This window comes from Nocardioides sp., from assembly GCF_030150155.1.
GTDB lineage: Bacteria > Actinomycetota > Actinomycetes > Propionibacteriales > Nocardioidaceae > Nocardioides.
On the sequence record NZ_JASLGR010000013.1, the window covers coordinates 32,269 to 56,250 of the forward strand.

The 23,982-nt window shown below is 70.0% G+C and carries 23 protein-coding genes; 8 read left to right on the forward strand and 15 right to left on the reverse strand.

What is annotated here, in order from left to right; all coding sequences use genetic code 11:
- Position 1: 1 nt before the first annotated feature.
- The 7 genes from Q1V88_RS02595 to Q1V88_RS02625 form a co-directional block, all read right to left on the reverse strand.
- Complete coding sequence (locus Q1V88_RS02595; RefSeq protein WP_300677499.1) at positions 2 to 547, reverse strand: XRE family transcriptional regulator; 546 nt, start codon at positions 545 to 547, stop codon at positions 2 to 4.
- Positions 547 to 2,232 (reverse strand): ABC transporter ATP-binding protein, encoded by a 1,686-nt coding sequence (locus Q1V88_RS02600; protein WP_300677502.1) that lies wholly within the window; start codon positions 2,230 to 2,232, stop codon positions 547 to 549. Before Q1V88_RS02600 ends, Q1V88_RS02595 begins: the two co-directional genes overlap by 1 nt.
- Positions 2,229 to 3,047 carry an ABC transporter permease gene (locus Q1V88_RS02605; RefSeq protein ID WP_300677504.1) on the reverse strand — a complete coding sequence of 273 codons (819 nt, stop codon included), beginning with the start codon at positions 3,045 to 3,047 and terminating at the stop codon, positions 2,229 to 2,231. The genes Q1V88_RS02600 and Q1V88_RS02605 overlap by 4 nt, the downstream gene beginning before the upstream one ends.
- Positions 3,044 to 3,994 (reverse strand): ABC transporter permease, encoded by a 951-nt coding sequence (locus Q1V88_RS02610; protein WP_300677507.1) that lies wholly within the window; start codon positions 3,992 to 3,994, stop codon positions 3,044 to 3,046. The genes Q1V88_RS02605 and Q1V88_RS02610 overlap by 4 nt, the downstream gene beginning before the upstream one ends.
- Positions 3,995 to 3,997: 3 nt before the next feature.
- Entirely contained in the window at positions 3,998 to 5,659 is a 1,662-nt protein-coding gene (locus tag Q1V88_RS02615; protein WP_300677509.1) for an ABC transporter substrate-binding protein, read from the reverse strand.
- Positions 5,660 to 5,727: 68 nt separating this feature from the next.
- Positions 5,728 to 7,002: an amidohydrolase family protein gene (locus tag Q1V88_RS02620; RefSeq protein ID WP_300677512.1), complete on the reverse strand. Its 1,275-nt coding sequence runs from the start codon at positions 7,000 to 7,002 to the stop codon at positions 5,728 to 5,730.
- Positions 7,002 to 7,970: a PDR/VanB family oxidoreductase gene (locus Q1V88_RS02625; RefSeq protein WP_300677514.1), complete on the reverse strand. Its 969-nt coding sequence runs from the start codon at positions 7,968 to 7,970 to the stop codon at positions 7,002 to 7,004. The genes Q1V88_RS02620 and Q1V88_RS02625 overlap by 1 nt, the downstream gene beginning before the upstream one ends.
- Positions 7,971 to 8,094: 124 nt before the next feature.
- On the opposite strand from Q1V88_RS02625, the gene Q1V88_RS02630 reads away from it, so the two are divergent.
- From Q1V88_RS02630 to Q1V88_RS02645, 4 genes are all read left to right on the forward strand, one after another.
- On the forward strand, positions 8,095 to 9,321 hold the full coding sequence (locus Q1V88_RS02630) for an amidohydrolase family protein (RefSeq protein WP_300677516.1): 1,227 nt from the start codon (positions 8,095 to 8,097) through the stop codon (positions 9,319 to 9,321).
- Positions 9,322 to 9,404: 83 nt separating this feature from the next.
- The gene (locus Q1V88_RS02635; RefSeq protein ID WP_300677518.1) at positions 9,405 to 10,154 is read left to right on the forward strand and encodes an ABC transporter ATP-binding protein; all 750 of its coding nucleotides are present in this window, start codon (positions 9,405 to 9,407) and stop codon (positions 10,152 to 10,154) included.
- Positions 10,154 to 10,945, forward strand: a complete 792-nt coding sequence (locus Q1V88_RS02640; RefSeq protein WP_300677519.1) for an ABC transporter permease — start codon at positions 10,154 to 10,156, stop codon at positions 10,943 to 10,945. The genes Q1V88_RS02635 and Q1V88_RS02640 overlap by 1 nt, the downstream gene beginning before the upstream one ends.
- 43 nt (positions 10,946 to 10,988) lie before the next feature.
- On the forward strand, positions 10,989 to 12,185 hold the full coding sequence (locus tag Q1V88_RS02645; protein WP_300677522.1) for an ABC transporter substrate-binding protein: 1,197 nt from the start codon (positions 10,989 to 10,991) through the stop codon (positions 12,183 to 12,185).
- Positions 12,186 to 12,219: 34 nt separating this feature from the next.
- Here the strand turns inward: Q1V88_RS02645 and Q1V88_RS02650 are convergent, their stop codons facing one another.
- Positions 12,220 to 12,825, reverse strand: a complete 606-nt coding sequence (locus tag Q1V88_RS02650; protein WP_300677524.1) for a helix-turn-helix domain-containing protein — start codon at positions 12,823 to 12,825, stop codon at positions 12,220 to 12,222.
- Between the two features lie 99 nt (positions 12,826 to 12,924).
- Here Q1V88_RS02650 and Q1V88_RS02655 point away from each other — a divergent pair, with 99 nt between their 5' ends.
- The 3 genes from Q1V88_RS02655 to Q1V88_RS02665 are packed head-to-tail and all read left to right on the forward strand — an operon-like array spanning position 12,925 to position 15,772.
- Positions 12,925 to 14,286, forward strand: a complete 1,362-nt coding sequence (locus Q1V88_RS02655) for an FAD-binding oxidoreductase (RefSeq protein WP_300677527.1) — start codon at positions 12,925 to 12,927, stop codon at positions 14,284 to 14,286.
- Between the two features lie 39 nt (positions 14,287 to 14,325).
- The gene (locus Q1V88_RS02660) at positions 14,326 to 15,117 is read left to right on the forward strand and encodes a creatininase family protein (protein WP_300677529.1); all 792 of its coding nucleotides are present in this window, start codon (positions 14,326 to 14,328) and stop codon (positions 15,115 to 15,117) included.
- A gap of 4 nt (positions 15,118 to 15,121) precedes the next feature.
- Complete coding sequence (locus Q1V88_RS02665) at positions 15,122 to 15,772, forward strand: pyridoxamine 5'-phosphate oxidase family protein (RefSeq protein ID WP_300677531.1); 651 nt, start codon at positions 15,122 to 15,124, stop codon at positions 15,770 to 15,772.
- 24 nt (positions 15,773 to 15,796) lie between these two features.
- On the opposite strand, the gene Q1V88_RS02670 is transcribed toward Q1V88_RS02665, so the two are convergent.
- The 6 genes from Q1V88_RS02670 to mca all read right to left on the reverse strand — a co-directional run bounded on the left by Q1V88_RS02670 (position 15,797) and on the right by mca (position 22,890).
- Complete coding sequence (locus Q1V88_RS02670; protein WP_300677534.1) at positions 15,797 to 18,082, reverse strand: Ig-like domain-containing protein; 2,286 nt, start codon at positions 18,080 to 18,082, stop codon at positions 15,797 to 15,799.
- A 103-nt stretch (positions 18,083 to 18,185) separates the two neighbouring features.
- Positions 18,186 to 19,013: a hypothetical protein gene (locus tag Q1V88_RS02675; RefSeq protein ID WP_300677537.1), complete on the reverse strand. Its 828-nt coding sequence runs from the start codon at positions 19,011 to 19,013 to the stop codon at positions 18,186 to 18,188.
- Positions 19,010 to 20,458 (reverse strand): dicarboxylate/amino acid:cation symporter, encoded by a 1,449-nt coding sequence (locus Q1V88_RS02680; protein ID WP_300677540.1) that lies wholly within the window; start codon positions 20,456 to 20,458, stop codon positions 19,010 to 19,012. The genes Q1V88_RS02675 and Q1V88_RS02680 overlap by 4 nt, the downstream gene beginning before the upstream one ends.
- A 182-nt stretch (positions 20,459 to 20,640) precedes the next feature.
- On the reverse strand, positions 20,641 to 21,711 hold the full coding sequence (locus tag Q1V88_RS02685; protein ID WP_300677542.1) for a DUF475 domain-containing protein: 1,071 nt from the start codon (positions 21,709 to 21,711) through the stop codon (positions 20,641 to 20,643).
- 15 nt (positions 21,712 to 21,726) lie between these two features.
- Positions 21,727 to 21,954 (reverse strand): hypothetical protein, encoded by a 228-nt coding sequence (locus Q1V88_RS02690; protein ID WP_300677545.1) that lies wholly within the window; start codon positions 21,952 to 21,954, stop codon positions 21,727 to 21,729.
- Between the two features lie 12 nt (positions 21,955 to 21,966).
- The gene (mca, locus tag Q1V88_RS02695) at positions 21,967 to 22,890 is read right to left on the reverse strand and encodes a mycothiol conjugate amidase Mca (RefSeq protein WP_300677547.1); all 924 of its coding nucleotides are present in this window, start codon (positions 22,888 to 22,890) and stop codon (positions 21,967 to 21,969) included.
- A gap of 30 nt (positions 22,891 to 22,920) precedes the next feature.
- Between mca and Q1V88_RS02700 the strand changes: the two genes are divergently transcribed.
- Positions 22,921 to 23,319, forward strand: coding sequence for a DUF4307 domain-containing protein (locus Q1V88_RS02700; RefSeq protein ID WP_300677549.1), 399 nt, complete (start codon positions 22,921 to 22,923; stop codon positions 23,317 to 23,319).
- A gap of 23 nt (positions 23,320 to 23,342) precedes the next feature.
- Here the strand turns inward: Q1V88_RS02700 and greA are convergent, their stop codons facing one another.
- On the reverse strand, positions 23,343 to 23,855 hold the full coding sequence (greA, locus tag Q1V88_RS02705; protein WP_300677552.1) for a transcription elongation factor GreA: 513 nt from the start codon (positions 23,853 to 23,855) through the stop codon (positions 23,343 to 23,345).
- Between the last annotated feature and the right edge of the window lie 127 nt (positions 23,856 to 23,982).

The following is a 23,982-nucleotide window of genomic DNA, read 5'->3' on the forward strand; positions in this document are numbered from 1 at the left end:
CTCAGTCCTCGGGCAGGGTCAGGAGGGTGAGCATGGTGGCAGCGCTCTCACGGGTCTCGTAGGTGTGGGTGAGCGAGCCGTCGAAGCGGACCGCGTCGCCGGGGCCGAGGGTGAGGGTGCGCTCCCCGACGGTCAGGTAGACGGTGCCGGTGACGACGTACGCGTGCTCGACCGACGCCTTCCCGTGCACGCCGACGCTGCCCTTCTCCCCGGCCCGCAGGACCGACTCGGTGAACTCGAACCGGCTCCGGTCGTGCATGTCGAACAGCGTCCTGACCCGGGAGTCGTCCGCCCCACGGGCCGGGGCGCGCAGCACCTCGGGTTCCGACAGCGGCATCCGGGTCAGGTCGGCGAAGGCCAGGTCGAGCGCCTCGGCGATCCGGCTCAGCGCGGCCAGCGTCGCGTTGGCGTCCTCGTGCTCGATCCGCGACAGCAGCGCCGCGCTCAGCCCGGTGGTGGCGGCCAGGTCGCGCAGGCTCAGGCCCTTGGCCAGGCGTGCGCGCCGCATGTTCTCCGCCACCGCACGGCGGACCAGCTGCTCGCTCATCACGCCACCACCGAGGCGATCAGACGCTGGGTGTACTCGTGCTCGGGTGCGGTCAGGATCTGGTCCATCGACCCCGCCTCGACCACCGAGCCGCGCTGCATCACGTAGGCCCGGTCGACCACCTGCCGGGCCACGGCCAGGTCGTGGGTGATCAGCAGCAGGCCGATCCCGAGCCGGGTGCGCAGGTCGTTGAGCAGGTTGAGCACCTGCGCCTGCACCGAGACGTCGAGCGCCGAGACCGGCTCGTCGCAGATCAGCAGCTCGGGGCGGGGCGCCAGCGCCCGCGCGATCGCCACCCGTTGCAACTCACCGCCCGACAGCGCTCGCGGCTTCCTCCGGGCGTACGCCGACGGCAGCCCGACCAGCTCCAGCAGCGCCGCCACGTCGAGGTCGTCCGAGGGTGCGACCCGGAGCGCCTCGCCCAGGGTGGCCCCGATCGTCATCGCCGGGTTGAGGGTCGAGGTCGGGTCCTGGAAGACGATCTGGGCGCGCTGCGGACCGGGGCGGGTCGAGCCCCAGGTGATCGCTCCGGCGTCGAGCCGTTCGAGGCCCACCAGGGTGCGCGCCAGGGTGGTCTTGCCCGAGCCGGACTCGCCGACGATGCCGACCGCCTCGCCCGGTGCGACGCGGATCGAGACCCCGTCGAGAGCCGGCGGTGCGTCGGGGGCGAAGCGCCGGAACGCGTCGGTGACGCTGACCAGGTCCTCGGCGGCCACGGTGTCGGCGGCGACCCCGGTCGCCGGGTCCTCGGCGATGTCGGCGGCGTCACGCAGTGCGGCGACGGTGCGCTCCCCCGGGGCCAGCGGATGCCAGCAGGCGACCTCGCGCGGCTCCTGCTCGACCCCGGCCAGGGGCGGTGCCTCGGTGCGGCAGCGCTCGTCGGCCAGCGGGCAGCGGGCGGCGAAGACACAGCCCGTGATCGTCTCGCCCGGGTGCGGCACCGAGCCCGGCATCGTCGGGAGCAGCGCCAGGCGTCGCTCCAACGGGGGCTCGGAGTCGCGCAGGCCGGCGGTGTAGGGGTGGTGGGGCGCGGCCAGGACCGCACCGGAGGCGCCGGTCTCGACCACGCGACCGGCGTACATCACGATCAGGTCGTCGGCCTGGTGCCGGGCCACGGCGAGGTCGTGGGTGATCAGGATGAACGCCATCCGGCGCTCGGCCTGGATCCGGGCGATCAGGTCGAGCACCTGGCGCTGGGTGGTGACGTCGAGCGCGGTGGTCGGCTCGTCGCCGATCAGCACGTCCGGGTCCGAGGCCAGTGCGGCCGCCAGGGCGACCCGCTGGCGCATCCCGCCGGAGAGCTCGAAGGGGTACTGGCCGGCGACCCGCGCCGGCAGGTCGACCTCGGCCAGACGGCGTTCGATCTCGGCCTTGAGCGCACTGCCCGACAGCCCCGTCAGCGGTGCGGCGATCTGGTCGCCGCAGCGGTGCAGCGGGGACAGGCTGGTGAACGGGTTCTGCAGCAGCAGCCCGACCCGACCGTCGGTGCTGACCGTGCCGGTCGAGGTCAGGCCGGGCGGCAGCAGACCGGAGACGGCCTTGGCCGACACCGACTTGCCCGAGCCCGACTCACCGACGATGGCGATGGTCCGGCCGGGCGCGACCGCGAGGTCGAGGCCGGTCACGATCGGGCCGTGCGGCCCGGTGACGGCGAGGTCGGTGACCTCGAGTCCGGTGAACGTCATCGCTTCTCCCCTGCCGCCGTGAGCCGCTCGCCGACCAGGTCACCGAGCAGGTTGACCAGGGTCGCGGTGATGATGATCAGCAGGCCGGGCACGACCGCGGCGGCCCAGTTCAGGCCGAGCAGGTCGCGACCGTCGCTGAGCTGACGGCCCCAGTCCGCGTGCCCGGGTCCGATGCCGAGGCCGAGGAAGGAGAGCGCGGAGATCGAGACGAGGGCGAACGCGACGTTGATCAGCATCGTGGCGAACGCGATCGGGAGCACGTTGGGCACCAGGTGGCGGAACATGATCCGCCACCGCGACAGGCCGAGCACCTGGGCCGCCTCGACATAGGGCAGGCCGCGCTGGGCGAGCACCGCTCCCCTGACCATCCGGATGTCGGTGGGCGAGAAGAGCACCACCAGGACGCCGACGGTGACCCAGTAGCCGCCGTCGATGAGGCCCGCGACCACGATCGCGATCAGGGTCGTCGGCAGGGCCAGCAGGAGGTCGGCGTACTTGGACAGGAGCAGGTCCAGCCAGCCGCCGGAGTACCCGGCGATGGTGCCGAGCAGCAGTCCGATCGCCATCGAGCCGAGGGCGATCACGACCGGTCCGACGACGGCGCTGCGCGCCCCGGCGACGGCCATCTGGAGGACGTCGCGGCCGAGCTGGTCAGTGCCGAACAGGTGTCCGCCGGTGCCCGGCGCGGTGGTGCCGAGCAGGATGTCCTTGTGGGTCGCGTCGGGCACCAGCAGCCCGGAGAACGCAGCACACACGGCGATCACGACCAGCGGCAGCGCCAGCAGCGAGAGCGTGAGGGTGGAGGTCCGCTTCATCGGCGTGCTCCTCGGACGCGGGGGTCGATCGCCCAGGTCGCCACATCGACGGCCAGGGCGGTCAGGGCGATCACGGCGGCGGTGAGCAGGGTGATCGCCTGGACGACGGGGATGTCCTTGAACGTGACCGAGCTGGCCAGCAGCGAGCCCAGGCCGGGCAGCGCGAAGGTCACCTCGACCAGCAGCGTGCCACCGAAGAAGAACGCGAAGACCAGGCCGAGCGAGGTCACGATCGGGATCGCGGCGTTGCGCAGCACCAGCCGGGCGATGGCCAGCTCGGAGAGCCGCCGGCTGCGGGCGAAGGTGACGTAGTCCGACCCCAGCTCGCGTACGACGGCGGTGCGGGTGAGCTTGAAGACCAGCGCCCCCGAGGCGAACGCCAGCGTGATCGCGGGCAGGGTGAGGTGCCAGACCCGGTCGACGAAGCCCTCCCCGAGTCCGAAGACCGGGAAGATCGAGAGCTTCACGCCGAGCAGGTAGAGCAGCACCAGGCCGATCGCGAAGCTGGGCGCCCCGACGCCGACGAAGGCTGCCCCACCGAGCAGGCGGTCGGAGAGACCACCGGCACGCCAGGCGGCCCAGAAGCCGGCCGGGACACCGATCACGACGGTGAGCACGAACGCCATCAGGGCGAGCTCCCCGGTGACCCCGGCACGCGAGCCGAGCAGGCTCGTCACCGAGCCGCCGCTGCGCACCGAGGTGCCGAAGTCGAAGTGCAGCGCGTCACCGAGCCAGCGCAGGTACTGCAGCCAGAACGGGTCGTCGAGGTGATACTGCGCCTTGATCGCCGCGAGCGCCTCGGGTGAGGGCGTGCGCGGCCCGAGCAGGTTGCGAGCCGGGTCCCCCGGCGCCATGTAGAGCAGCGTGAAGACGACCAGGGAGAGCGCCAGCAGCAGGACCACCGTGGCGAGCAGCCGGGCGCCCACGAAGCGCAGCACCGGGGGCATGCCTCAGCCCCGGCTCTTGATCCGCTGGGTCCAGGGCGAGAGCAGGGTGTACGAGCCGAGGTCCTCGATCGTGTACGAGGACTCGATCGCGTACGCCGCCTCGCCCCACCACAGCGGCAGGTACGCGACGTCGGCCAGGGCGAGCCGCTGGGCCTCGATCAGCTCGTCGACGCGCGCGGACTCGTCGGTCTCCGAGGTGGCCTTGGCCAGCAGGGCGGCGACCTTGGGGTTCTTGTACGACGCCGGGTTGCCCGCGCCGAGGAACCAGTTCGGCAGCTCGGCCGGGTCGCCGGTGGTGTTGAAGTAGCTCATGTAGGCCAGGCCGTACTTGTCGGACCCGATGGTGCCGTACCACTGCTCGGTCGGCATCTCCTTGATCTCGATCTCGATGCCGAGCTCCTTGACCGCCTCGGCCAGGGCCTGGAAGACCAGGCTGACCTCGCCGATGCCGAGCTCCTTGACCGCCTCGGCCAGGGCCTGGAAGACCAGGCTGACCTCGCGGGCGTCGGAGGCGACCCCGACGGTGGTCTTGAAGCCCTGGGGCACCTTCGACTGGGCCAGCTCCGCCTTGGCCTTGTCCAGGTCGTAGGGCAGGTCGAGCAGGGCGAGCTTCTGCAGCGCCTCGGAGTCGGTGTAGAGCGAGGCGACCTGCTCGGGCGTGGTCAGCGCGGTGGCCGGCTGGCCGTGGCCGCCGAGCAGCGACGTCACGTAGCCGGCGCGGTCGGCGGCGTACGCGATCGCACGGCGCACGTGGACGTCGTCGAACGGCGCCACGGCGGTGTTGAAGTCGATCCCGACGTAGCTGCGGTTGGGGGCGAACAGGACGGTCGTGGAGCCGGCCTTCTTCCACTGCGCGGCCTGGCTGATCGAGACGTTGACGGCCAGGTCGATGTCGCCGGACTCGCGGGCGAGGATCCGGGTGGACTCCTCGGGGATGAACTTGATCTCGACCTTCTTGATCGCGACGTTGCCGCCCCACCACTTCCCGGTGGCCTCGAGCACGACGCCGGAGTCGGGGGTGAAGGAGGTGACCTTGTACGGGCCGGTGCCGGTGACCAGGCCCTTGGTGGTGCCGAGCTGGGCGACGCCGCCGGCGGCGGTGACGAAGCGCTCGGCGGTCACCCAGAAGGCGTTGGCCGCGGTCGGGCCCCAGGCGAAGGCGACGTCGGGCGAGGAGAGCGTGATGGTGACCTGCTGCGGGCCGGTCTTCTTCGCACCCTTGACGTTGGCCCAGTAGTACGCCGTGTTCGGCGCGACCTTGGCGTCCTTGGCGAGGTTCACCGAGTAGACGATGTCCTCGGGGGTGACGGCGCTGCCGTCGCTGAAGGTGGCGTCCTCACGCAGCTCGTAGACGTACGTCGTGGGGGTGGCCTGCTTCCACGACTTCGCGAGCGCCGGTGCCAGCGCGCCGGAGCTGTCGGGGGCGACCAGACCCTCGAGGACCAGGGTCGCCACGAAGTAGTTGACGATCCCGGCCTCCTTGCCCGGGTAGAGGTTGGTCAGCGAGGAGGGCAGCGCCACCGTGAGGGTGTCGATCTTGCCCGACCCACCGGAGCCGGTCTTCGACGAGCCGGAGTCGCCGCAGGCCGCGAGGGCGGCGAGCAGAGCGACCGCACCGGTGCCCTGGAACAGGGTCCGTCGGTTGATGGTGATGGTGCGGTCCATCGCATTCTCCTTCTGAGGTCCGATCGCCGAGATCGATGTGTTTAGTGAATCTTTGCAGATGCCACTCCTCAGTGAACAGGGGTCCGCTTCATGAGACGCGTCACCAACTGGTGGACAAGTTCGCCCTCGTCGGCCCGGACCAGGCGGTAGTCGCGCACCACCACCTCCCCCGCCACGACCACATGCCGCGGCCGCCGCCCCGGCGATCCCCAGAGCAGGCCCGCGACCGGATCGGCGATCCCCGCGTCCGCGACACCGCCCACGTCCCAGACACACAGGTCGCCGCCGTACACCGTGCCGAGCTCGGGTCGGCCCAGGCCGCCGGCCCCACCGCCGGTCGCCATCCTCAGCACCGTCCGGGCCGGCAGCTGCGGGCCGACCAGGCCCGAGACCTGCATCGCCAGCCGGGCGTCGGCGAGCAGGTGGCCGGCGTCGTTCGATCCCCCGCCCGAGGTGCCCAGCCCGACCGCGATCCCGGCCTCCAGCAGCGCCGCCACCGGAGCGATCCCCCAGCCCATCGGCACGTCGCAGCCCGGGGCGTGGGTGGCGCTCACCCCGGCCCGGGCGATCCGCTCGATCTCCGCGGGCGTCACGTCGCACAGGTGCGCGATCGTGACGTCGGGCTCCAGCCAGCCCCACTCCTCCAGCAGGTCGATCGGACGGCGCCCGTAGCGCTCCAGCGCGATCGCGGTGTCGACCTGCTCGTTGGCCTGGGTACGCCGCTTGAGGCCGTGGCGGCGGGCGACCTCGCCGAGCGCCTCGAACGTCTCACGCGCGTCGGAGTGCACCCCGGCCGGGCCGACCGCGACCTGGAGCAGCCCCTCGTCGCTGACCCCGCGCGCACCGACGCCGAGCGCCGTCACGATCGCCTCGGCCGAGGCCGCCGCCCAGGCCGGGTCGTCGCGGGCCGAGCCCCGCACGAAGACCAGGCGACCACCCAGGGTGGCCGCCGCCCCGACGGTCGCCTCGGCCAGCGCGACGGTGTCGGCCACCGGTGCCCCGTGCGGCCAGTTGAGGTGGTGGTCGGCCACCGTGGTGACCCCGCACAGCAGCGACTCCGCGATCCCGATCGCCGCTGCGGCGGCATAGAGATCCGGGTCGTGCCCGGCGCCGTCGTACGCCGCTGCCATCGTCGGCAGCCACTGCGCCATCGGCACCCCACGGGTGCCCGGCAGGGTGCGGAAGGCGCTCTGCAGCAAGTGGTGGTGGGCGTTGACCAGCCCCGGCGTGACGACGCAGTCGGTGGCGTCGAGGTCCTCGCGCAGCGCCGCGACCTCCAGGCTCCCGGTGACCTCGGTGCCGTCGCCGACCCAGACCGCGCGGGCCTCGTGCAGCGTCCCCATCAGAACAGGTCCAGCACGAGCCGCGGGCTGCGCGCCCGCGAGACGCACGGGTAGAAGAGCCGGTTCTCGGCCTGTTCCCCGGACGACAGGATCGAGTCGCGGTGGTCGCCCTCGCCCTCGAGCAGCACCGTCTCGCAGGTGCCGCAGGTGCCCTCCCGGCACGAGGAGACGACCAGGAAGCCCTCCTCCTCGATCACGTCGAGCGCGCTGCGGTCGGCGGGCACCTCGAAGACCCGCCCGCCGGCCTCGATCTCGAAGGCGGTGTCGACGTGTGCGCCGACCTCCTTGGGGGTGAAGTGCTCGACGTGGACCGGCACACCGGCGGCGAGCCCGAGCTCCTCGGCCGCGGCGAGCATCCCGGCCGGACCGCAGCACCAGACCTGGGTCGCGCCCTGCACGACGCCGCTCAGATCCAGGCCGGTGCCCTCGTCGTCGACGTGGAGCCGCACCCGGTCGCCGTACGTCGTCACGAGGCGCTCCGCGTAGGCCATCGAGGCCCTGCTCCGACCGGCGTAGTGCAGCACCCAGGTCCGCCCCGCCGCGGTGGCCGCCTCGATCATCGGCAGCAGCGGGGTGATCCCGATCCCGCCGGCGACGAAGGTGACGGGACCCTCCACCGGGGCGAAGGTGAAGTGGTTGCGCGGCATCCGGCAGCGCAGCGCCGCACCGACGGCGAGGTCGTGCATCAGCGCCGAGCCGCCCCGGCTCTCGGCCTCGCGGCGGACCGCGACGGTCCACTCGGCGGCGGTCTCGGGCCCCCGCGGGCCGCACAGCGAGTACTGCCGGTCCAGGTCGGGGGCGAGCAGCAGGTCGAGGTGCGCGCCGGGCTCCCACGCGGGCAGATCGGTGCCGTCCGGGGCGGTGAAGGTGAGCTCGACGACGCCGTCGGCGACGTCGAGGCGACGGGTCAGGACGAGGTCGATCAGGACGTCGACGGACGGCTGGGCAAGGGCGGTGTGGTTCGTCATCGCGGCACACGCTAACCGCGAAAACGGCTCGGATCGGGGGTGGTCAACGGTTGTAACAAACGTTTCAGAACAGTGAAATCGAAGCGTTACAGCAGGGAAACAGGGCGTTCCTAGCGTGCTCCTCATGCCCCCTCGTTCGGTGTCCCTGCTGCGCAACGCCACCCTGTCCGACGGACGTCGCGTCGACGTCGCGATCGACGGTGCCGTCGTGCACGACGTGTTCGAGGCCGGCACGGCGGCGACCCCCGAGGCCGCGGCGGCCGACCCGGCGAGCGTGCTGGACCTGGACGGCTACCTGCTGCTGACCGCGCCAGCCGACCCGCACGCCCACCTCGACAAGGCACTCAGCTTCGACGCCGTACAGCCGCCGTTCGGCGACCTCGGCACCGCGATCGAGGCGTGGATCGCCTGGAGTGCCGACGTCACGATCGACAACATCGTGGCCCGTGCCCGCGAGCAGGTCCTTCAGATGGTGGCCAACGGCACCACCGCGATCCGCTCCCACGCCGACGTCCTGCCCGGCAACGCCGCCCGCAACGTCGCGGCACTGGCCCAGGTCCGGGCCGAACTCGGGCACCTGGTCGACCTGGAGATCGTCGCGCTGTGCAGCTCGTTCGTCTCCGACGCCGAGATCGAGGAGGCGCTGGCCGCCGGCGCGACGGTGCTCGGCGGCGCCCCGCACCTGGCCGAGGACCCGATCGCCGAGCTCGAGCGGCTGCTCGCGATCGCCGAGCGACACCACCTCGCCGTCGACCTGCACACCGACGAGAGCCTGGACGGTCCGCTCACCCTGGACGCCTACGCCCGGGCGGTCCGCGACTGGCCGCGCGACCGGCAGTACTCCGCCGGGCACTGCTGCCGGCTGGGCACCCTGGAGTCCGCCGAGCTCGACGCCGTGATCGACGAGGTGAAGGCCTCCGACCTCGGGATCATCTCGCTGCCGATCACCAACCTCTACCTGCAGGGCTGGCAGCACCCGGTCTCCACGCCCCGCGGCCTGACCGCACTGCGGGCCCTGATCGACGCCGGGGTGCGGGTCGGCGCGGGTGCCGACAACGTCCGCGACCCGTTCAACCCGGTCGGGCGCAGCGACGCGTTCGAGACCGCCTCGCTGCTGATCACGGCCGGGCATCTCACCCCCGAGGAGTCCTGGTCCCTGGTCAGCGACGGCGCCCGCTCGGTGATGGGGCTCCCGGTCGCCGGGGCCGTCCCCGGTGCCCGCGCCGACCTGGTCGCGATCCGAGCCGCCAGCCTGCTGGAGGCGATCGCGGTGGCCAGCGCCGACCGACTCGTGCTGCACGGCGGCCGTCTCATCGCCGAGACGACCCTCTCCCGCTCCCTGGCCCTCTAGATCCCCGGCCCTCTCGATCCCCGGCCCCTGAACCACCGGATCATCCTGATCCGCCCGACCCTGCTCTGCGAAGGGACTCCCACATGACCGAACCCAGCGCCCCCGGTGTGCTGCTGGACTTCCGCAACACGGAGATGACGTTCCCCAACGGGACCGTCGCCCTCCACGGGGTGGACCTCACCGTCGCCCGAGGCGAGTTCGTCTCGGTAGTAGGTCCCTCCGGCTGCGGCAAGTCGACCCTGCTGCGCATCGCCTCGGGTCTCGAGACCCCCAGCGACGGCGACAACCGGGTCCACACCGACCGGATCGGCTACGTCTTCCAGGACGCCACCCTGCTGCCCTGGCGCACGGTGACGAAGAACGTCGAGCTGCTCGCCGAGCTCGACGGGATGAGCAGGGCCACCCGGGCTGCCAAGGCCGCCGACGCGATCGAGCTGGTCGGGCTAAGCGGCTTCGAGAAGTCGCTGCCCAAGCAGCTCTCCGGCGGCATGCGGATGCGGGTCTCGCTGGCCCGCTCGCTCGTCCTGGACCCGGAGCTCTTCCTCTTCGACGAGCCGTTCGGCGCCCTCGACGAGATCACCCGCGAGCGTCTCAACGACGAGCTGCTGCGGCTCTTCGTGGACAAGAAATTCGCCGGCCTGTTCATCACCCACTCCGTGGCCGAGGCGGTCTACCTCTCCACCAAGGTGATCGTGATGAGCGGCAGGCCGGGGAAGGTCGCCGGCACCTACGACATCCCGTTCGACATGCCCCGCACGCCCGATCTCCGGTTCACCCCCGAGTTCGCCCAGATCGTCGGCGAGGTCTCCGAAGCCCTGAGGGAGCACCACTGATGAAGTCCTCCGTCCTGTCCCGCTCGGCCCGCTGGGCCGGCCCGGTGATCGTCCTGGCGCTGCTGGTCGGGGTCTGGTACCTGGTCGCGCACTGGGAGGACTCCCGCGACCTGGGCTACCTGGTCCCCTATCCGCACGACGTGTGGTCCTCGGGCTTCGCCGACTCCCAGACCCGCAGCGACCTGCTCTCGGCGCTGTGGCAGACCAGCCAGGTGACCCTGATCGGCCTGATGATCGCGATCGTGATCGGCGTCGTGTGGGCGATGGCGATGGCCCAGGCCAAGTGGGCCGAGCAGTCCCTCTACCCGTACGCCGTGGTGCTCCAGTGCATCCCGATCCTCGCCCTGGTGCCGCTGATCGGCGCCATGTTCGGCTACGAGTTCCGCTCCCGGATCATCGTCACGGTGATCATCGCGATCTTCCCGATGGTCTCCAACACGCTGTTCGGTCTCCAGTCCACCGAGCGCGGCCAGCGTGAGCTCTTCGCCCTGCACCAGGCCAGCCGGTTCACGATGCTGCAGAAGCTGCAGTTCAAGGCGGCGCTGCCCTCGATGTTCGTCGGACTGCGCACCTCGGCCGGGATGGCCGTGATCGGCGCCATCGTCGCGGACCAGTTCTTCCAGCGCGGCAAGGGCGGTCTGGGTGTCCTCATCCAGGTCAGCGCCTCGCGTCTGGAGGGCCCCACGATGTGGGCCGCCATGCTGACCGCCGCCTTCCTCGGCATCGCGGTCTTCCTCCTCTTCGGGCTGCTCGGACGGCTCGCAGTCGGTCGCTGGCACGACTTCAGCTGACCACCATTCCCACCCCATCGAAGCCCCATCGAAAGTGAGAATCATGCGCACCACCTCCCGCGTGTTGGCTGCAACCGCGTCCCTCGCCCTGTCCGCCCTCACGCTGACCGCGTGCGGCAGTGACTCCGACTCCTCGAAGGCCGCCGAGTCGACCACGTCGGCGGCCGCCACCGGCTCGGTCGACCTCGCCGCCGCCGGCTGCCCCTCGACCGTCGTCGTCCAGACCGACTGGAACCCGGAGGCCGACCACGGCCACCTGTACCAGCTGCTCGGCCCGAACCCGAAGATCGACGCCGACAAGAAGTCGGTCACCGGCGACCTGTACGCCGCCGGCGCACCGACCGGGGTCAAGATCGAGATCCGCGCCGGCGGTCCGGCGATCGGCTACCAGAACGTCTCCTCGCAGATGTACCAGGACAAGTCGATCACGCTGGGCTACGTCACCACCGACGAGGCGATCCAGTTCTCCAAGACGATGCCGACCACCGGGGTCTTCGCCGAGAACGACAAGAGCGCGATGATGCTGATGTGGGACCCGGCGACGTACCCCGACGTCACCTCGATCGCCGACCTGGGCCCCGCGCTGGAGAAGGACAAGAGCGTGGTCCGCTACTTCAACGGTGCCGCCTACATGGAGTACCTGGTCGGCGCCGGGATCATCCCGAAGTCGGTCACCGACGGCTCCTACGACGGCACCCCGTCGAAGTTCGTCACCGACAAGGGCAAGGCCGCGCAGCAGGGCTTCGCCACCGCCGAGCCCTACATCTACGAGCACGAGGTGAAGGCCTGGGGCAAGCCGGTGAAGTTCGCCCAGATCGCGGACACCGCGTGGTCGCCGTACCCGGAGACGATGGCCGTCCGCACCGGTGACGTGAGCTCACTGAGCGGCTGCCTCAAGGCGCTGGTGCCGGTGATGCAGCAGGCCGACGTCGACTACTTCAAGGACCCGTCGACGACCAACAAGCTGATCGTCGAGCTGGTCGACAAGTACAACAACGGCTGGACCTACAGCGAGGACGTCGCGAACTACGCGGTGAAGACGATGAAGGACCTCAAGATCGCCACCGACGGCGACAACGGCTACGTCGGCGACCAGGACGAGGCCCGGATCACCAAGCTGATGGAGGTCGCGGTCCCGATCTACACCAAGTCCAAGGACTCCTCGGTCAAGGACGGCCTCAAGGCCACCGACCTGTTCACCAACGAGTTCCTCGACACCAAGATCGGCTTCGGCTTCTGAGCCTGAGCCACCTCGACGGCAGGGGCCGGCAGCGTCAGCTGTCGGCCCCCGCTGCATGTCCGAGGCCGTTCTTGACCACCAGCAGGCGATAGGGCTCGCCGTCGGCCGAGGCCCAGCGGTGGGCAGTGCCGCCGGGGACGTACGCCGAGTCGTAGGCCTCCAGGGTGGCGTGCTCCCCCGCGATCTCGATCACCAGCCGCCCCGCCACCACGTAGACGAACTCGTCGTCGGCGTGCACCCAGGTCTCCCCCAGCGCGGTCGAGGCGCCGACGAACTCCAGGGGGACGAAGGGTCGCTCCCCGTCGACCAGGGCATGGACCGCGGCGCCGCCCGACTCCGCCGGTGCCTCCTCGGTACGCCGCCGGATGGCGGCCCCCTCCCCGGTGCTCGCCGCACTGGCGGCCAGCAGGGCGTGCTGGGTGGTGCCGAGGGTCTGCGCGATCCGGTAGAGCGAGGCCATCGAAGGCCGCGCCAGGCCGCGCTCGATCTGGCTCAGGAACGGGTGCGACAGGTCGCAGTCCTGCGCCACCTGGACCAGGGTGAGCCCGCGCTCGTGGCGCAGCTCGCGGATCCGGCCGCCCAGGCGGGCAACGGAGTCGTCGAGGGCGGCGCGGCCCTCGGGTGCGGCGGGATCGACCATCCCGGCAGGTTAGTGCGTGATCGCTACGGAGCCGTTACGCCGGCGAAACGTGACCTTGCCATCCTCAATGTTGATCACACCAACATCGAGGGGATCCCCATGCCTGACCTGCCACACGCCTCCGCCGACGCGATCGACGCCCTGTACGACGAGCTCGTCACCCTCCTGGGCGAGCGTGGCGTCTCCCGCGATCTCGCCACCCGCCAGCGCGCGTCGGTCGACGAGGCCACCATGTCGCCGATCATCTCCGAGCTGCTCCCGCTCGGCCTGGCCGACCTGGTCGCCTACCCCACCAGCGCCGAGGAGATCGCGGTCGTGGTCGCGGCCTGCACCCGGCACGGCGTCCCGCTCACCCCGCGAGGCAAGGGCACCGGCAACTACGGCCAGGGCATCCCGATGGCCGGCGGCCTGATCCTCGACACCACCCGGGCCCGCGCGATCCTCGCCGTCACCGAGGGCACCATCACCGCCGAGGCCGGCGCCACGATGGTCGCCCTGGAGCAGGCGGCCGCGGCCCAGGGCCAGCAGCTGTGGATGTACCCCTCGACCGCCCAGTCCACCGTCGCCGGCTTCCTCGGCGGCGGCTCGGGCGGCACCGGCTCGATCAAGTACGGCTCCAACTGGCAGGGCTTCGTGGTCGCCCTCGACGTCGCCCTCCCGGGCGAGGAGCCCACCATCGTCCACCTCGAGGGCGAGGAGGCGCAGACCTTCGTCCACACCTACGGCACCGCCGGGGTGATGGTGCGCTGCACCGTCCGCCTGGAGCCGCTCCAGGACTGGGCCTCGCTCTACGCCACCTTCGGCACCCAGGCCGAGCTGCTGGTCGCGATCCGCACCCTGCGCGACCTCGAACCGCTCCCCCGGCTGGTCTCCGGCGACCCCGCCGCGATCGCCGCGAAGCTCCCCGCCGACCCCGCGATCGTGGTCGGATCCGCCTCGCTGCGCGCGATCCTCGACCCGGCCACCGTGGCCGAGGCGACCGAGCTGATCACCGCCGCGGGGGGCTCCGTGAGCGACGTACGCGGCGGGCTGAACAACTCCGTCAAGGTCTCGATGCTCTCCTACAACCACCCGATCTGGTGGCTGAAGAAGAACACCCCCGACGAGGTCTGGTTCCACGTCGAGGTCGGCGGCGAGGCCCTGATCGACAGGATCGACGAGGTCCAGGCCGTCTATCCCGGCGGCCTGCTCCACATCGAGGCCGCCCACAACGGCCCGATCGGCATGCTGACGGCGCCCTACACCGGTGCCGACGACGTCTATGCCGGCTACGACGCCCTGACCGCGCTCGGTGTCCGCGTGCACAGCCCGCACCAGTGGTACGTCGACCACGACATCGACGCCCTGGTCGCCCTCAAGGCCCGCACCGACCCGGCCGGGCTGCTCAACCCCGGCAAGCTCGGCGCCCCGGCCGACCTCAAGCAGGGCAACTCCACCGCCTCGGCCCAGCCGACCCGCTGACCACGCCGACCACGCCGACCACCACGAACGGACACTGACATGACCACCTCCCGCAAGCTCGTCGAACTCGCCGGCCCCGCCGTCGGCGCCCGCTTCACCTCCGACACCATCGTGGTCGTCGGCACCGGTGCGATCGAGCACCACGGCCCACACCTGCCGCTGGTCACCGACTACCTGCTGGCCGACGAGATCGGCACCGCCGCCGTCGCCCAGGCCGCGAGTGAGGGCCTCGACGTGTGGCAGCTCCCGACGCTGGCCTTCACCAAGTCCGACGAGCACTCCTGGGCACCGGGCACGGTCTGGCTGGACTGGGACACGATGTACAAGACCTGCCTGGAGATCGGGCGGGCCGTCGCCCTGATGGGGGCCGGGACGCTGGTCTTCTGCAACGGCCACGGCGGCAACACCGCCCTGCTCCAGGTGGTGCTGCGCGAGATCCGCAAGCAGTACGGCCTCAAGACCTTCTCGATGCCGTCCCTGATCCGCACCGAACCCCCGGCCGGCGAAGGCCTCGACGAATGCGGCCAGGGCATCCACGGCGGTGCCGCGGAGACCTCGATCATCCAGTACCTGCGCCCCGAGCTGGTCGACCTGAGCCTGGCCGAGCGCAACCTGCCGCCGCACTTCGCCGAGCTGAGGTACATCGGCTTCAACGGCATGCCGGTCAGCTTCGGCTGGCTCTCCAACGACTTCGGCCCGGCCGGGATCGTCGGCGACCCGACCCAGTCCACGGTCGAGTACGGCAAGGCGCTTTACGAGGCCAGCGTCGCCCAGGCGGTCGCCTCTCTGCACGAGATCGCCGGCTTCGAGCACAACCCCGCGGCGGTCTGAGCCGATGACCCAGCAGCCTCAGCCGGGCGTCGGCGTCGGCAACCCCGGAGCGTTCGGCACCGACCTCCCCGAGGACGCCGCCGACGGCGCCGTCACCGATCCGCTCGGCCTGCTCGGCGCCTGGCTGAGTGCTGCGAACACCCCCGTGCGTCCGCTGGGCACCCTGGCCACGATCGGTGCCGACGGCTACCCCAACGCCCGCCACCTGCTGGCCTCCCTCTTCGACGGCGAGCGGATCCACTTCCACACCGACGCACGCAGTCGCAAGGCCGCCGAGCTCGGGGCCGACCCGCGCGCGACCCTGGCCTTCGTCTGGGCCGACGTCGGCCGTCAGGTGATCGTCACCGGTGACGTCGTACCGGTGACTGAGGCCGAGCGCCTGGCCGCGTTCGAGGGGCGCAGCCGGTATCTCCAGATCCTCGCCCAGGTCAACGACGACGGTCTCGCCGCACAGCCGGCCGCGACCCGGCGCGCCGTGTGGTCGGCGTACGACGGCACCCACCCGACCATCGAGGCACCGCCCACCTGGGTGGGGTTCGCCCTCACTCCGCGCCGGATCGTGTTCTGGCGCGGAGACGCCGACGGCCCCTCGAATCGCGTGATCTGCGTTCGAGGGGCCGACGGCGGGTGGGTCAGCACGCGCCACGCGGGGTGAATCCGGACTGGCGCGTGCTGCCCGTCACTTCGTGATCTTCAGTGTCGTCGTGGCCGAGCTCGCCTTGAGGTACGTGGCGTCACCGGCGTAGGCGACCGTCACCTTCCAGGTGCCCTTGGCCAGCTTGGGAACGGTGACGGTGGCACTGCCTGCCCGCACAACGCCGGCGACCTTGGTCGCCTTGGTCCCCTTGGTCAGCGTGACGGTGACCGCACCGGTGGCCCTGGTCAGCGCCGCGGGAGTCTGCACCGTCACTGCGAGGGCCCCCGCCTTCTTCGAGGTCGGCACCTTGGTGACCTTGCCACTCACCTTGGTGACGCTGGCCTTGGCGACCGTCAGGGTGCCGGTCCGGGTGAAGCCGACGATCTGGTCATCACCGGTGTAGCTGACGGTGAAGGCGTGCGAACCGACCGGCAGCCCAGCAACGGCGAAGGCGGCGCTCGCGTTGGCGACGGTGGCGGTCAGGGTGCGGCCGGCGATCTTCAACGTCACCTGACCGGTCGGGATACGGCCGTAGTCGTTGGCGATCGAGAGGTTCACCCGCGCCACCGTTCCGACCGTGGCCGGAACGGCCTTGACCACCTGGTCGGAGACGACGCCGCCCGGCAGGCCCCCGAAGAACGTCTTCAGCCTGCTGACCGCCTCCTGACCGAAGGCCTTGTTGGTCAGGGCCTGCTCGACCAGGGCACGGCGAGCGCCCACGACGCTGGTCTGGTCACCGGCACTGAGCGTGGTCTTCTCGGCGGCGGTCAGATAGGCACTGTCCGGGGCGGCCTCAGCCGCGTCGGCGGAGGCCGGCACCGTCAGCTCGGTCGGGAAGCCGGGGTTGGCCACACTGGTGAACGTCGGGTTGAGCCCGAGTCGCGCGGAGGGATGCGTGAACCACCACTCGGACATGTACTCCTTGAAGGTCGCCAGACCGGTGGAGGCGTCAGAGTTCTGCTGGATCCACTGACGCTTCACCGCAGTGGATGCGGGCGTGGCGCCGGTGCCCCGCTGGTAGTTCACCAGGAACGGCACCTGCAGCTTGCGCACCACGTCCGGGAACGCGGTGGTGTCGCCCTTGGGGTAGTACGCCACCCGCGAGCCGCTGTTGGGGTCGTACTCGGTGACGACGTTCTTCAGGTAGGTCCGGACGAGGTCGCCGTACAGGTACGACGGCCTGAAGTTCGTGGTCGTGCCCGAGTTGGCGTTGTCCCGCACATGGATCGGGTTGCTGCCGCCGTTGGTCCCGTTGGTAGTCCCGCCGTCGAGGACCAGGTCGAAGTTGTAGACCACCTTGACGTCGTTGTCCTGGGCCTGAGCATTGACGTCCTTCAGCACCGCTCGGGTGTTGTGGCACCAGGTCCCGCCGAAGAGCAGCGCGAAGTTCTGCTGTGCGCTCTCCTTGGCATCGAGAAGGTGGAGCAGCTCGGGATAGGTGACCTGCTTGATCCGCCAGCCATCAGCGGCGTCGGCGTCGGTGAGAAGGTCGCCGCCGTAGCGCTGGGTGTCGGCATAGGAGGCGGCGTGCTTACCGTTGGCTGCGCTCTTCCACCAGTGGAACTGGTCCAGGGCGTCGATCGCGGCGCCACCGCCGGCGGCACCGAGCACGGTCGTCACACCGGTCGTGACCGCAGCCGTGTCGGCGGCGTCGGACAGGTCGGTCCAAGACAGGATCTTGTCCGCTGCACCGGCGCTGGTGTGGTCCTTGTCGTAGACGAAGAAGAGGTCGTCGCTGCTCCCCGCCACGGCGCTGTGCCCGCTGCGGTAGTCGAACAGCGGATCGACGGCGTCGTTGACCACACTGTCGTCGCTGCCGATCGTCACGGAGCTCGTGGACGCGGCGGTGGACTTGATGCCGTTGCCCAGGTAGGCACCCAGCAGGTGCTTCCAGGTGTTGCCGAAGACCGTCTGCGAGCTCGCGGCGAGCCCGATCCCCGCCGGGTTCCGGGTGTCGAGGTTGCGCTGGTCGGTGTAGCCCGACAGGTTCGGGTCGAACCAGTAGACGGTACGCACGCCAGCAGCGCGCGCCGCCGCATCGACAGCGACGGCGTTGACCTTGAAGCCAGCGTCGGCGGGATCGCCGATCAGGAAGGCGTACTGACCAGGCTGCTGCAGCAGCCACTGGAACCGGTCGTAGGTGACGGTCTCGACGATGGTCGAGCTCGGCAGCCCGAGGGTGTCGGACAGGTAGGTCGTATCGACCGAGGTCAGTGCCGACCGGGAGGCGGCGTGGGCCGCTCCAGTGACGCCGCCGAGGGCGAGCGGGGTGAGGCCGAGCGCGGCGGCGACGAGCGCCGAGGCGGCACGGGTCCGTGTGGTGGACATCAGGAGCCTTTCGAGGTGATGGAGAGGTGGAGTGGGCGCACCCGGCCCGCCGGCCGTGCCCAGCACGGTCGGTTGTGAGAAGAGGGAGGCTGAGCGGCGGTGCTCAGGAGGCCTTGCGGCGGCGTACGACGGCGTTGCCGCCGACCAGGGCCGCGCCGAGCACGACGATGGCGCCGATGATGGCCACGCCAGTGCCCGAGGAGCCACCCTCGGAGCCCTTCGTCTGACCCGAGGCCAGCACGGCGTCGACGGTCTCGGCTGCGGCCTCGGTGGTGTCGCCGTTTCCGGCGGAGGCCGTCGCCGCTGCGGCACTCGCGCTGGCCGCAGCCGTCGCCGAAGCCTTGTCCGCGACGGTGTCGGCCGCGTCGGTGCTCTGCGAGGCCTCAACCGATGCCGTGGCGGTGGCGGTGGCGGTGGCGGTCGGAGCGGCAGTCGTCGCCGTGCTCTTCGGCTTCGAGGTGCTGCTCGTGGTGCCAGCCTTGGTGCCGGTGGAGGTGCCGGCCTTCGAGCCGATGGCCGCGCCGCCCTTCGAGGCTGACGACGTCGACGTGCCGCTGGCCGCAGTGGCCGCAGCGCTCGGCGTCGGCTTGGCACTGGCCGAGGCCTGCTTTGCCTTCCACTTCGCGTAGCCGGCGATCCGGTCCCATTCGGTCCAGCTCACCACAGTGCCGTCGGCATAGTGAATCTTGTTGTTGTCGAAGTCGTACCAGGTGCCCGGGATGTACCCGCACTCGTAGTCGTCGTAGCCCGGCAGCGTGTCCTGGCCGTCGGTGTAGGTCTGGCCGTCGTCGCCCACCACGGTGATCTTGTGCGGATTGTCGGCGGGGTTGGAGACAGAGGCGGCCTGGGCCGAGACCGCGGTCAGGCTGAGCGGCACCACGATGGTGGCGACGCCGGCGACACTGAGGAGACGAGCAAGGGAGCGGTTCACAGCAGACTCTTTTCGATGGAGGAGGACGCAACAGAGGCAGAGGGGGCGAGCAGGGCGAGGTCACCGGCCGAGACGTCGAGCGAGCCGTCGACCACGTCGGCTCGGTGGGTGCCGCGCGACGGCTCGACGTACTCGGCGACCCCCTCGAAGATGGCGTCGTCAAGCAGGTCGGTCTGGCGAGCCACAACGGTGGCGCTGACCGCCGCTGCAGTGACGTTGGTCGCCGTGCGGGCCATGTCAGCGATGGTGCTGATTGGCAGGGTGACAGCGATGAAGTCCAGCGGCAGGCCCGCAGCGGCGAAGACCGTGGCGGCCGCGACCGTCGCAGTGCCGGGCACGCCGGCGGTACCGATCGAGACGATCACACCGAGGAAGGCCAACACCAGGTAGTCCTGGAGCGAGTAGCTGATGTCGTAGGCGTTGATCCCCCACACCGCGATCAGCACCGGCCAGATCCCGGCGCACCCGGGCATCCCGATGGTGGTGCCCAGTGGAGCGGTGAAGTGGGCGATCTCGGGATGCACCCCGACCCGCCGGGTGAGTACGTCGGTCGTGACCGGCAGCGTCCCGACGCTGCTCTGCGTGGTCAGCGCGGTCAGCTGGGCCGGGAAGATCTTGCGGAAGAAGGCCAGGGGGGCGACGTCAGCGAAGACCCGCAGTACGACCCCGTTGATCACGAACGTGTGGACCGCGCACACACCCCAGGTGATGGCGAGCAGCCCGATCAGCGACCAGAACGTGTGCTGGAGGTGCGTGGTGGAGGCCACCACCGTGACCGTGAGCGCGACGATGGCGTACGGCGTCAGGCCGATCACGAAGCCGACCGCCTTGAAGACGACCAGGCGCAGTGCCTCGATCCCGTCGGCGAAGGGCCGGATCTTCTCCTCCTGCTCCTCCGCGAGCGTGAGGTAGGCGACGGAGACGGTGACCGCGATCAGAATGATCGGGATGATGTGGTTCGCCCCGAGGTCCGTGACGACGTTGACCGGGAAGAACCCGACGACCACATCGGTGAAGGTCTGGACAGAGTTCTCCAGGACGTCGAGCTGCTGCTGCCCGAGCTTCTCGTGCACTCCGGTCCCGGTGCCGATCGCCAGTCCGACACCAAGGGCGACCGCAACTCCCAGGGCGTTGCTGAGCAGGAGCCAGAAGACCGAGCGGAGCCCGATGCTACGGAGCTTGGCGAGGCTTCCGAGGGAGACGACCGAGGAAATGATCGCGACCACGATCAACGGCGCGACCGAGGCCATCAGCACGTTGATGTAGATCCGTCCGATCGGCTGCACGTACTCGACGTGCCGTCCGGCCACCAGCCCGATCGGCACGCCGATGACCAGCGCGCCGATGGTCAGGAGACCGAAGTTCACCTGTCGACGACGGAGCAGATGGATGCCCACGAACACGACAGCGACGGCTACGAGAACCGCCAGATCAGGCCACTTCACGACCCACTCCCCTTCTTACTATTAAAAGTCGAGTGGAAAACTAGTGATTAGCGACCCGCTTGGGAAATCGAATCCCAACATGTGAGACCCATGTGTCAGATAACGAGATTTGAGCGCGAAAAAAGACCCCGGCCGCCATCGCAAGATGACGACCGGGGTCGTAGACGGTCGAACCTCGACAGCTAGGCCAGTGCTCCCTCACGCTTGCGGTGGGCCAGCGAGGAGCCCAGCGAGGCCAGGATGAAGCAGACCCCGATCAGGCCGGTGACGACCTCGGGGATCTCCCACTGCAGGGTGAGGAAGAGGATGAAGGCGAGCGCACCGATCGCCCACATCGCCCCGTGCTCCAGGTAGACGTAGTCCGAGAGCGTGCCCTTACGGACCAGGAAGATGGTCAGGGACCGGATGTAGAGCGCGCCGACACCGAGGCCGATGGCGATCTCGAAGATGTTCGAGGTGATCGCGAACGCACCGATCACGCCGTCGAAGGAGAACGAGCTGTCCAGCACCTCGAGGTACATGAAGAGCATGAACGCCGCCTTGCCGGTGGCGAGCTTGATCGCCTGACCCGGGTGGGCCGCCGCCTCAGCGGCCTCGGCCTCCTCGGTCGCCTCGTGCTGGCCCTCGAAGTACGCCGCGAGCGAGTCCACCGCGAGGTAGACCAGCATGCCGAGCGCCCCGGAGACGAGCACGGTGTGCGACCCGTCGGCGAGGTACTGGGTGGCGAGCAGCAGCACGCCGAGACCGACGATCACCTCGACGGTGTCGATCTTGCCCACCCGGGAGAGCGGACGCTCGATCCAGTGCAGCCACTTGTAGTCGTGGTCGTCGAAGATGAAGTTCAAGAAGAGCATCAGCAGGAACATCCCGCCGAAGGAGGCCAGCGCCGGGTGGGCGTGGTGCAGCTCGTAGGCGTACGTGCCGACCTGGTCGGCCGGACCCCCGTCGAGAGCGAGTTTGAAGACCTCGATCGGGCCGAGGCCGGCGGTGAACGCGACCAGCACCAGCGGGAAGATCAGCCGCATCCCGAAGACGGCGATCAGCATCCCGACGGTGAGGAACATCTTCTGCCAGTACGGACTCATCCGCTCCAGCACCTTGGCGTTGACCACCGCGTTGTCGAAGCTCAGTGAGACCTCCAGCACGATCAGGATGGCGATCAGCGCCGCCCCGGTCGGACCCCACAGGAACAACGACCCGACGAGGGCCGCCACGGTGATCCCGAAGGACCACCCAAACGTTTTCAGCACCATGCAGGTGCCAACGTGTCAGTGATTCTGAGGGTTCCCTGAGGAGTCGACTCGCGGCTTCTGGGTCGGCAGGATGCCGGCGTCACGGTTGCGCTCGGTCTTCTTGAACTGGCGGGCCATCGAGAAGCCGAGCAGGACGACCCCGACGAAGAGCAGCAGGAAGATGATGAACGCGGTCCAGCCGGCCTTGACGTCGGCGGGCTCGGGGATCGGGTCGGACAGGTGCAGGATGATCTCGGGAAGCATGACGGGTCCTTCTCAGCTGTGCTCAGCGCCGGTGGCGCTGCGGTTCTCGGCGGAGATGCCGGCGAACAGGTCGTCCTCCGGCGTCGTGGTCTCGACGAAGCTCGTGACGAGCTCGTAGTCCTCGGTCGGCCAGGTCTCCTTCTCCAGCTCGCGCGGCGTCGCGAACCACCAGGAGTCGGGGTCGATCTGGGTGGCGTGCGCCAGCAGGGCCTGGTCGCGCACGCCGAAGTACTCCGCACACGGCACGTGGGTGGTGACCCGCGCGTCCCAGGCGTCGTCCTTCGTCCACTTCTCCAGCCGCTCGGCGTAGTGCGACTCCAGCCCGTGGGCGACCATCGCGTCGTGCAGCGCGACGGCCTTGGGTCGGTTGAAGCCGTGGTGGTAGTAGAGCTTGAGTGCCTGCCAGGCCTCCCCCAGCTCGGGGTGGTACTCCGGGTCGGCCGCCTTGGCGAAGGCCTCCACCGTGATGTTGTGGCACTGGATGTGGTCGGGGTGCGGATAGCCGCCGTTCTCGTCGTACGTCGTCACGACGTGCGGCCGGAACTGCCGGATCAGCGCGATCAGCGGAAGCGCCGCCTCGGCGACCGGGACCAGACCGAAGCAGCCCTCGGGCAGCGGCGGCTTGGGGTCCCCGTCGGGCCAGCCGGAGTCGACGAAGCCGAGCCAGTCCTGGCTGACGCCGAGGATGTCGCGGGCGCGCTCCATCTCCTGGCGCCGGATCTCGTGGATGTTCTCCAGGATCCCGGGTCTGTCCATCTTCGGATTCAGGATCGACCCACGCTCGCCACCGGTACACGTGACGACGTGCACGTCGACGCCGTGGTCGACGTACATCGCGGTCGAGGCCGCGCCCTTGCTGGACTCGTCGTCGGGGTGAGCATGGACGTGCATCAAGCGCATGCCCGCCCACGCATCGGCGCGGGGGTGCTGAACCATGCGCTCCATCCTAGATGCGACGATGAGGGGGTGAGTGACCAGTCCCGCGTCAGCGCGCGCTACGCCGCCAACCCGTCGCCGTGGTCGAAGGTCTTCGCCGTGATCGGCGTCGTCATCTTCGTGGCCCTGGCGATCTGGCTGGTCTGGGTGATCGCGGTGAAGTCCAACCCGGCGGTGACCTCGAAGCTCACCACCTGGAAGGTCGTCGACTCGCACTCGGTGAGCGCGACCGTCGAGGTCAAGCTCAAGGACGGCGCCGAGAACCCGCGCTGCGTGCTGCGCGCCACCGCCGAGGACCACACCACCGTCGGCGAGTTCGCGTTCGTGCCCGTGAACGGAGTCAACGCCGTCTCGGTCCGCACGGAGCGGACCGCGACGACGTTGGAGTCCGTCGGGTGCACGGCGAAGGGCCAGAACGACGCGCGCTGAGGCCGTCGCCGTGCGGTGAGGCCTCAGCCCTCGAAGGGGACCACCTTCAGCACCTCGACCTTGAGCGGGCCGCGCGGCCCCTCGAAGGTGACGACGTCACCGGCGGAGGCACCGAGCAGCGCGGCACCGACGGGCGACTGGGGCGAGCTGATCTCGACACCGTCGGAGTACTCGTCCATCTCGATGGAGGCGATCAGGCGGACCTCGGCCTCGTCGTCGTCATCGCCCTCGAACTTGAAGGTGACGATCTTGCCGGGGGCCACGATGCCGTCCTTGGCCGGCTCGGTGGTGTCGACCTTGAGCAGCATCGCGGTGAGCTGCGTGATCTCGAGCTCGAGACGTCCCTGGGCCTCACGAGCGGCGTGGTAGCCGCCGTTCTCCTTGAGGTCGCCCTCGTCCCGGGCAGCACTGATCTCAGCGACGATCTTCTCGCGCTGGGGACCCTTCATGTCCTCGAGCTTGGCGGTGAGGGCCGCGAACGCGGTGGCGCTCATCCAGACGGTCGAGGATGCCGAGGTGTCAGTCTGCTGCGACATGGAGATACTCCTGCTTCGATTTTGGGTATCAGAGAAGTCTAGCAACTTCGCCGTGTGAGGGGGACGGGAACGAAGAAGGCCCCCTAGCGGTTGAGGTGAGTACCCCATCTACCAGGAGGTCTGTCCG

Excerpts from the sequence above, each read along its gene's own strand:
- Q1V88_RS02630 (WP_300677516.1), top strand. The coding sequence starts at position 8,095 with ATGCCCCCTCGTTCGGTGTCCCTGCTGCGCAACGCCACCCTGTCCGAC.
- greA (WP_300677552.1), bottom strand. The coding sequence starts at position 23,855 with ATGTCGCAGCAGACTGACACCTCGGCATCCTCGACCGTCTGGATGAGC.
- Q1V88_RS02615 (WP_300677509.1), bottom strand. The coding sequence starts at position 5,659 with ATGGACCGCACCATCACCATCAACCGACGGACCCTGTTCCAGGGCACC.
- Q1V88_RS02650 (WP_300677524.1), bottom strand. The coding sequence starts at position 12,825 with ATGGTCGATCCCGCCGCACCCGAGGGCCGCGCCGCCCTCGACGACTCC.
- Q1V88_RS02665 (WP_300677531.1), top strand. The coding sequence starts at position 15,122 with ATGACCCAGCAGCCTCAGCCGGGCGTCGGCGTCGGCAACCCCGGAGCG.
- Q1V88_RS02685 (WP_300677542.1), bottom strand. The coding sequence starts at position 21,711 with ATGGTGCTGAAAACGTTTGGGTGGTCCTTCGGGATCACCGTGGCGGCC.
- Q1V88_RS02610 (WP_300677507.1), bottom strand. The coding sequence starts at position 3,994 with ATGCCCCCGGTGCTGCGCTTCGTGGGCGCCCGGCTGCTCGCCACGGTG.
- mca (WP_300677547.1), bottom strand. The coding sequence starts at position 22,890 with ATGGTTCAGCACCCCCGCGCCGATGCGTGGGCGGGCATGCGCTTGATG.
- Q1V88_RS02655 (WP_300677527.1), top strand. The coding sequence starts at position 12,925 with ATGCCTGACCTGCCACACGCCTCCGCCGACGCGATCGACGCCCTGTAC.
- Q1V88_RS02595 (WP_300677499.1), bottom strand. The coding sequence starts at position 547 with ATGAGCGAGCAGCTGGTCCGCCGTGCGGTGGCGGAGAACATGCGGCGC.
- Q1V88_RS02625 (WP_300677514.1), bottom strand. The coding sequence starts at position 7,970 with ATGACGAACCACACCGCCCTTGCCCAGCCGTCCGTCGACGTCCTGATC.
- Q1V88_RS02645 (WP_300677522.1), top strand. The coding sequence starts at position 10,989 with ATGCGCACCACCTCCCGCGTGTTGGCTGCAACCGCGTCCCTCGCCCTG.
- Q1V88_RS02660 (WP_300677529.1), top strand. The coding sequence starts at position 14,326 with ATGACCACCTCCCGCAAGCTCGTCGAACTCGCCGGCCCCGCCGTCGGC.
- Q1V88_RS02640 (WP_300677519.1), top strand. The coding sequence starts at position 10,154 with ATGAAGTCCTCCGTCCTGTCCCGCTCGGCCCGCTGGGCCGGCCCGGTG.
- Q1V88_RS02690 (WP_300677545.1), bottom strand. The coding sequence starts at position 21,954 with ATGCTTCCCGAGATCATCCTGCACCTGTCCGACCCGATCCCCGAGCCC.
- Q1V88_RS02600 (WP_300677502.1), bottom strand. The coding sequence starts at position 2,232 with ATGACGTTCACCGGACTCGAGGTCACCGACCTCGCCGTCACCGGGCCG.
- Q1V88_RS02605 (WP_300677504.1), bottom strand. The coding sequence starts at position 3,047 with ATGAAGCGGACCTCCACCCTCACGCTCTCGCTGCTGGCGCTGCCGCTG.
- Q1V88_RS02620 (WP_300677512.1), bottom strand. The coding sequence starts at position 7,002 with ATGGGGACGCTGCACGAGGCCCGCGCGGTCTGGGTCGGCGACGGCACC.
- Q1V88_RS02635 (WP_300677518.1), top strand. The coding sequence starts at position 9,405 with ATGACCGAACCCAGCGCCCCCGGTGTGCTGCTGGACTTCCGCAACACG.
- Q1V88_RS02670 (WP_300677534.1), bottom strand. The coding sequence starts at position 18,082 with ATGTCCACCACACGGACCCGTGCCGCCTCGGCGCTCGTCGCCGCCGCG.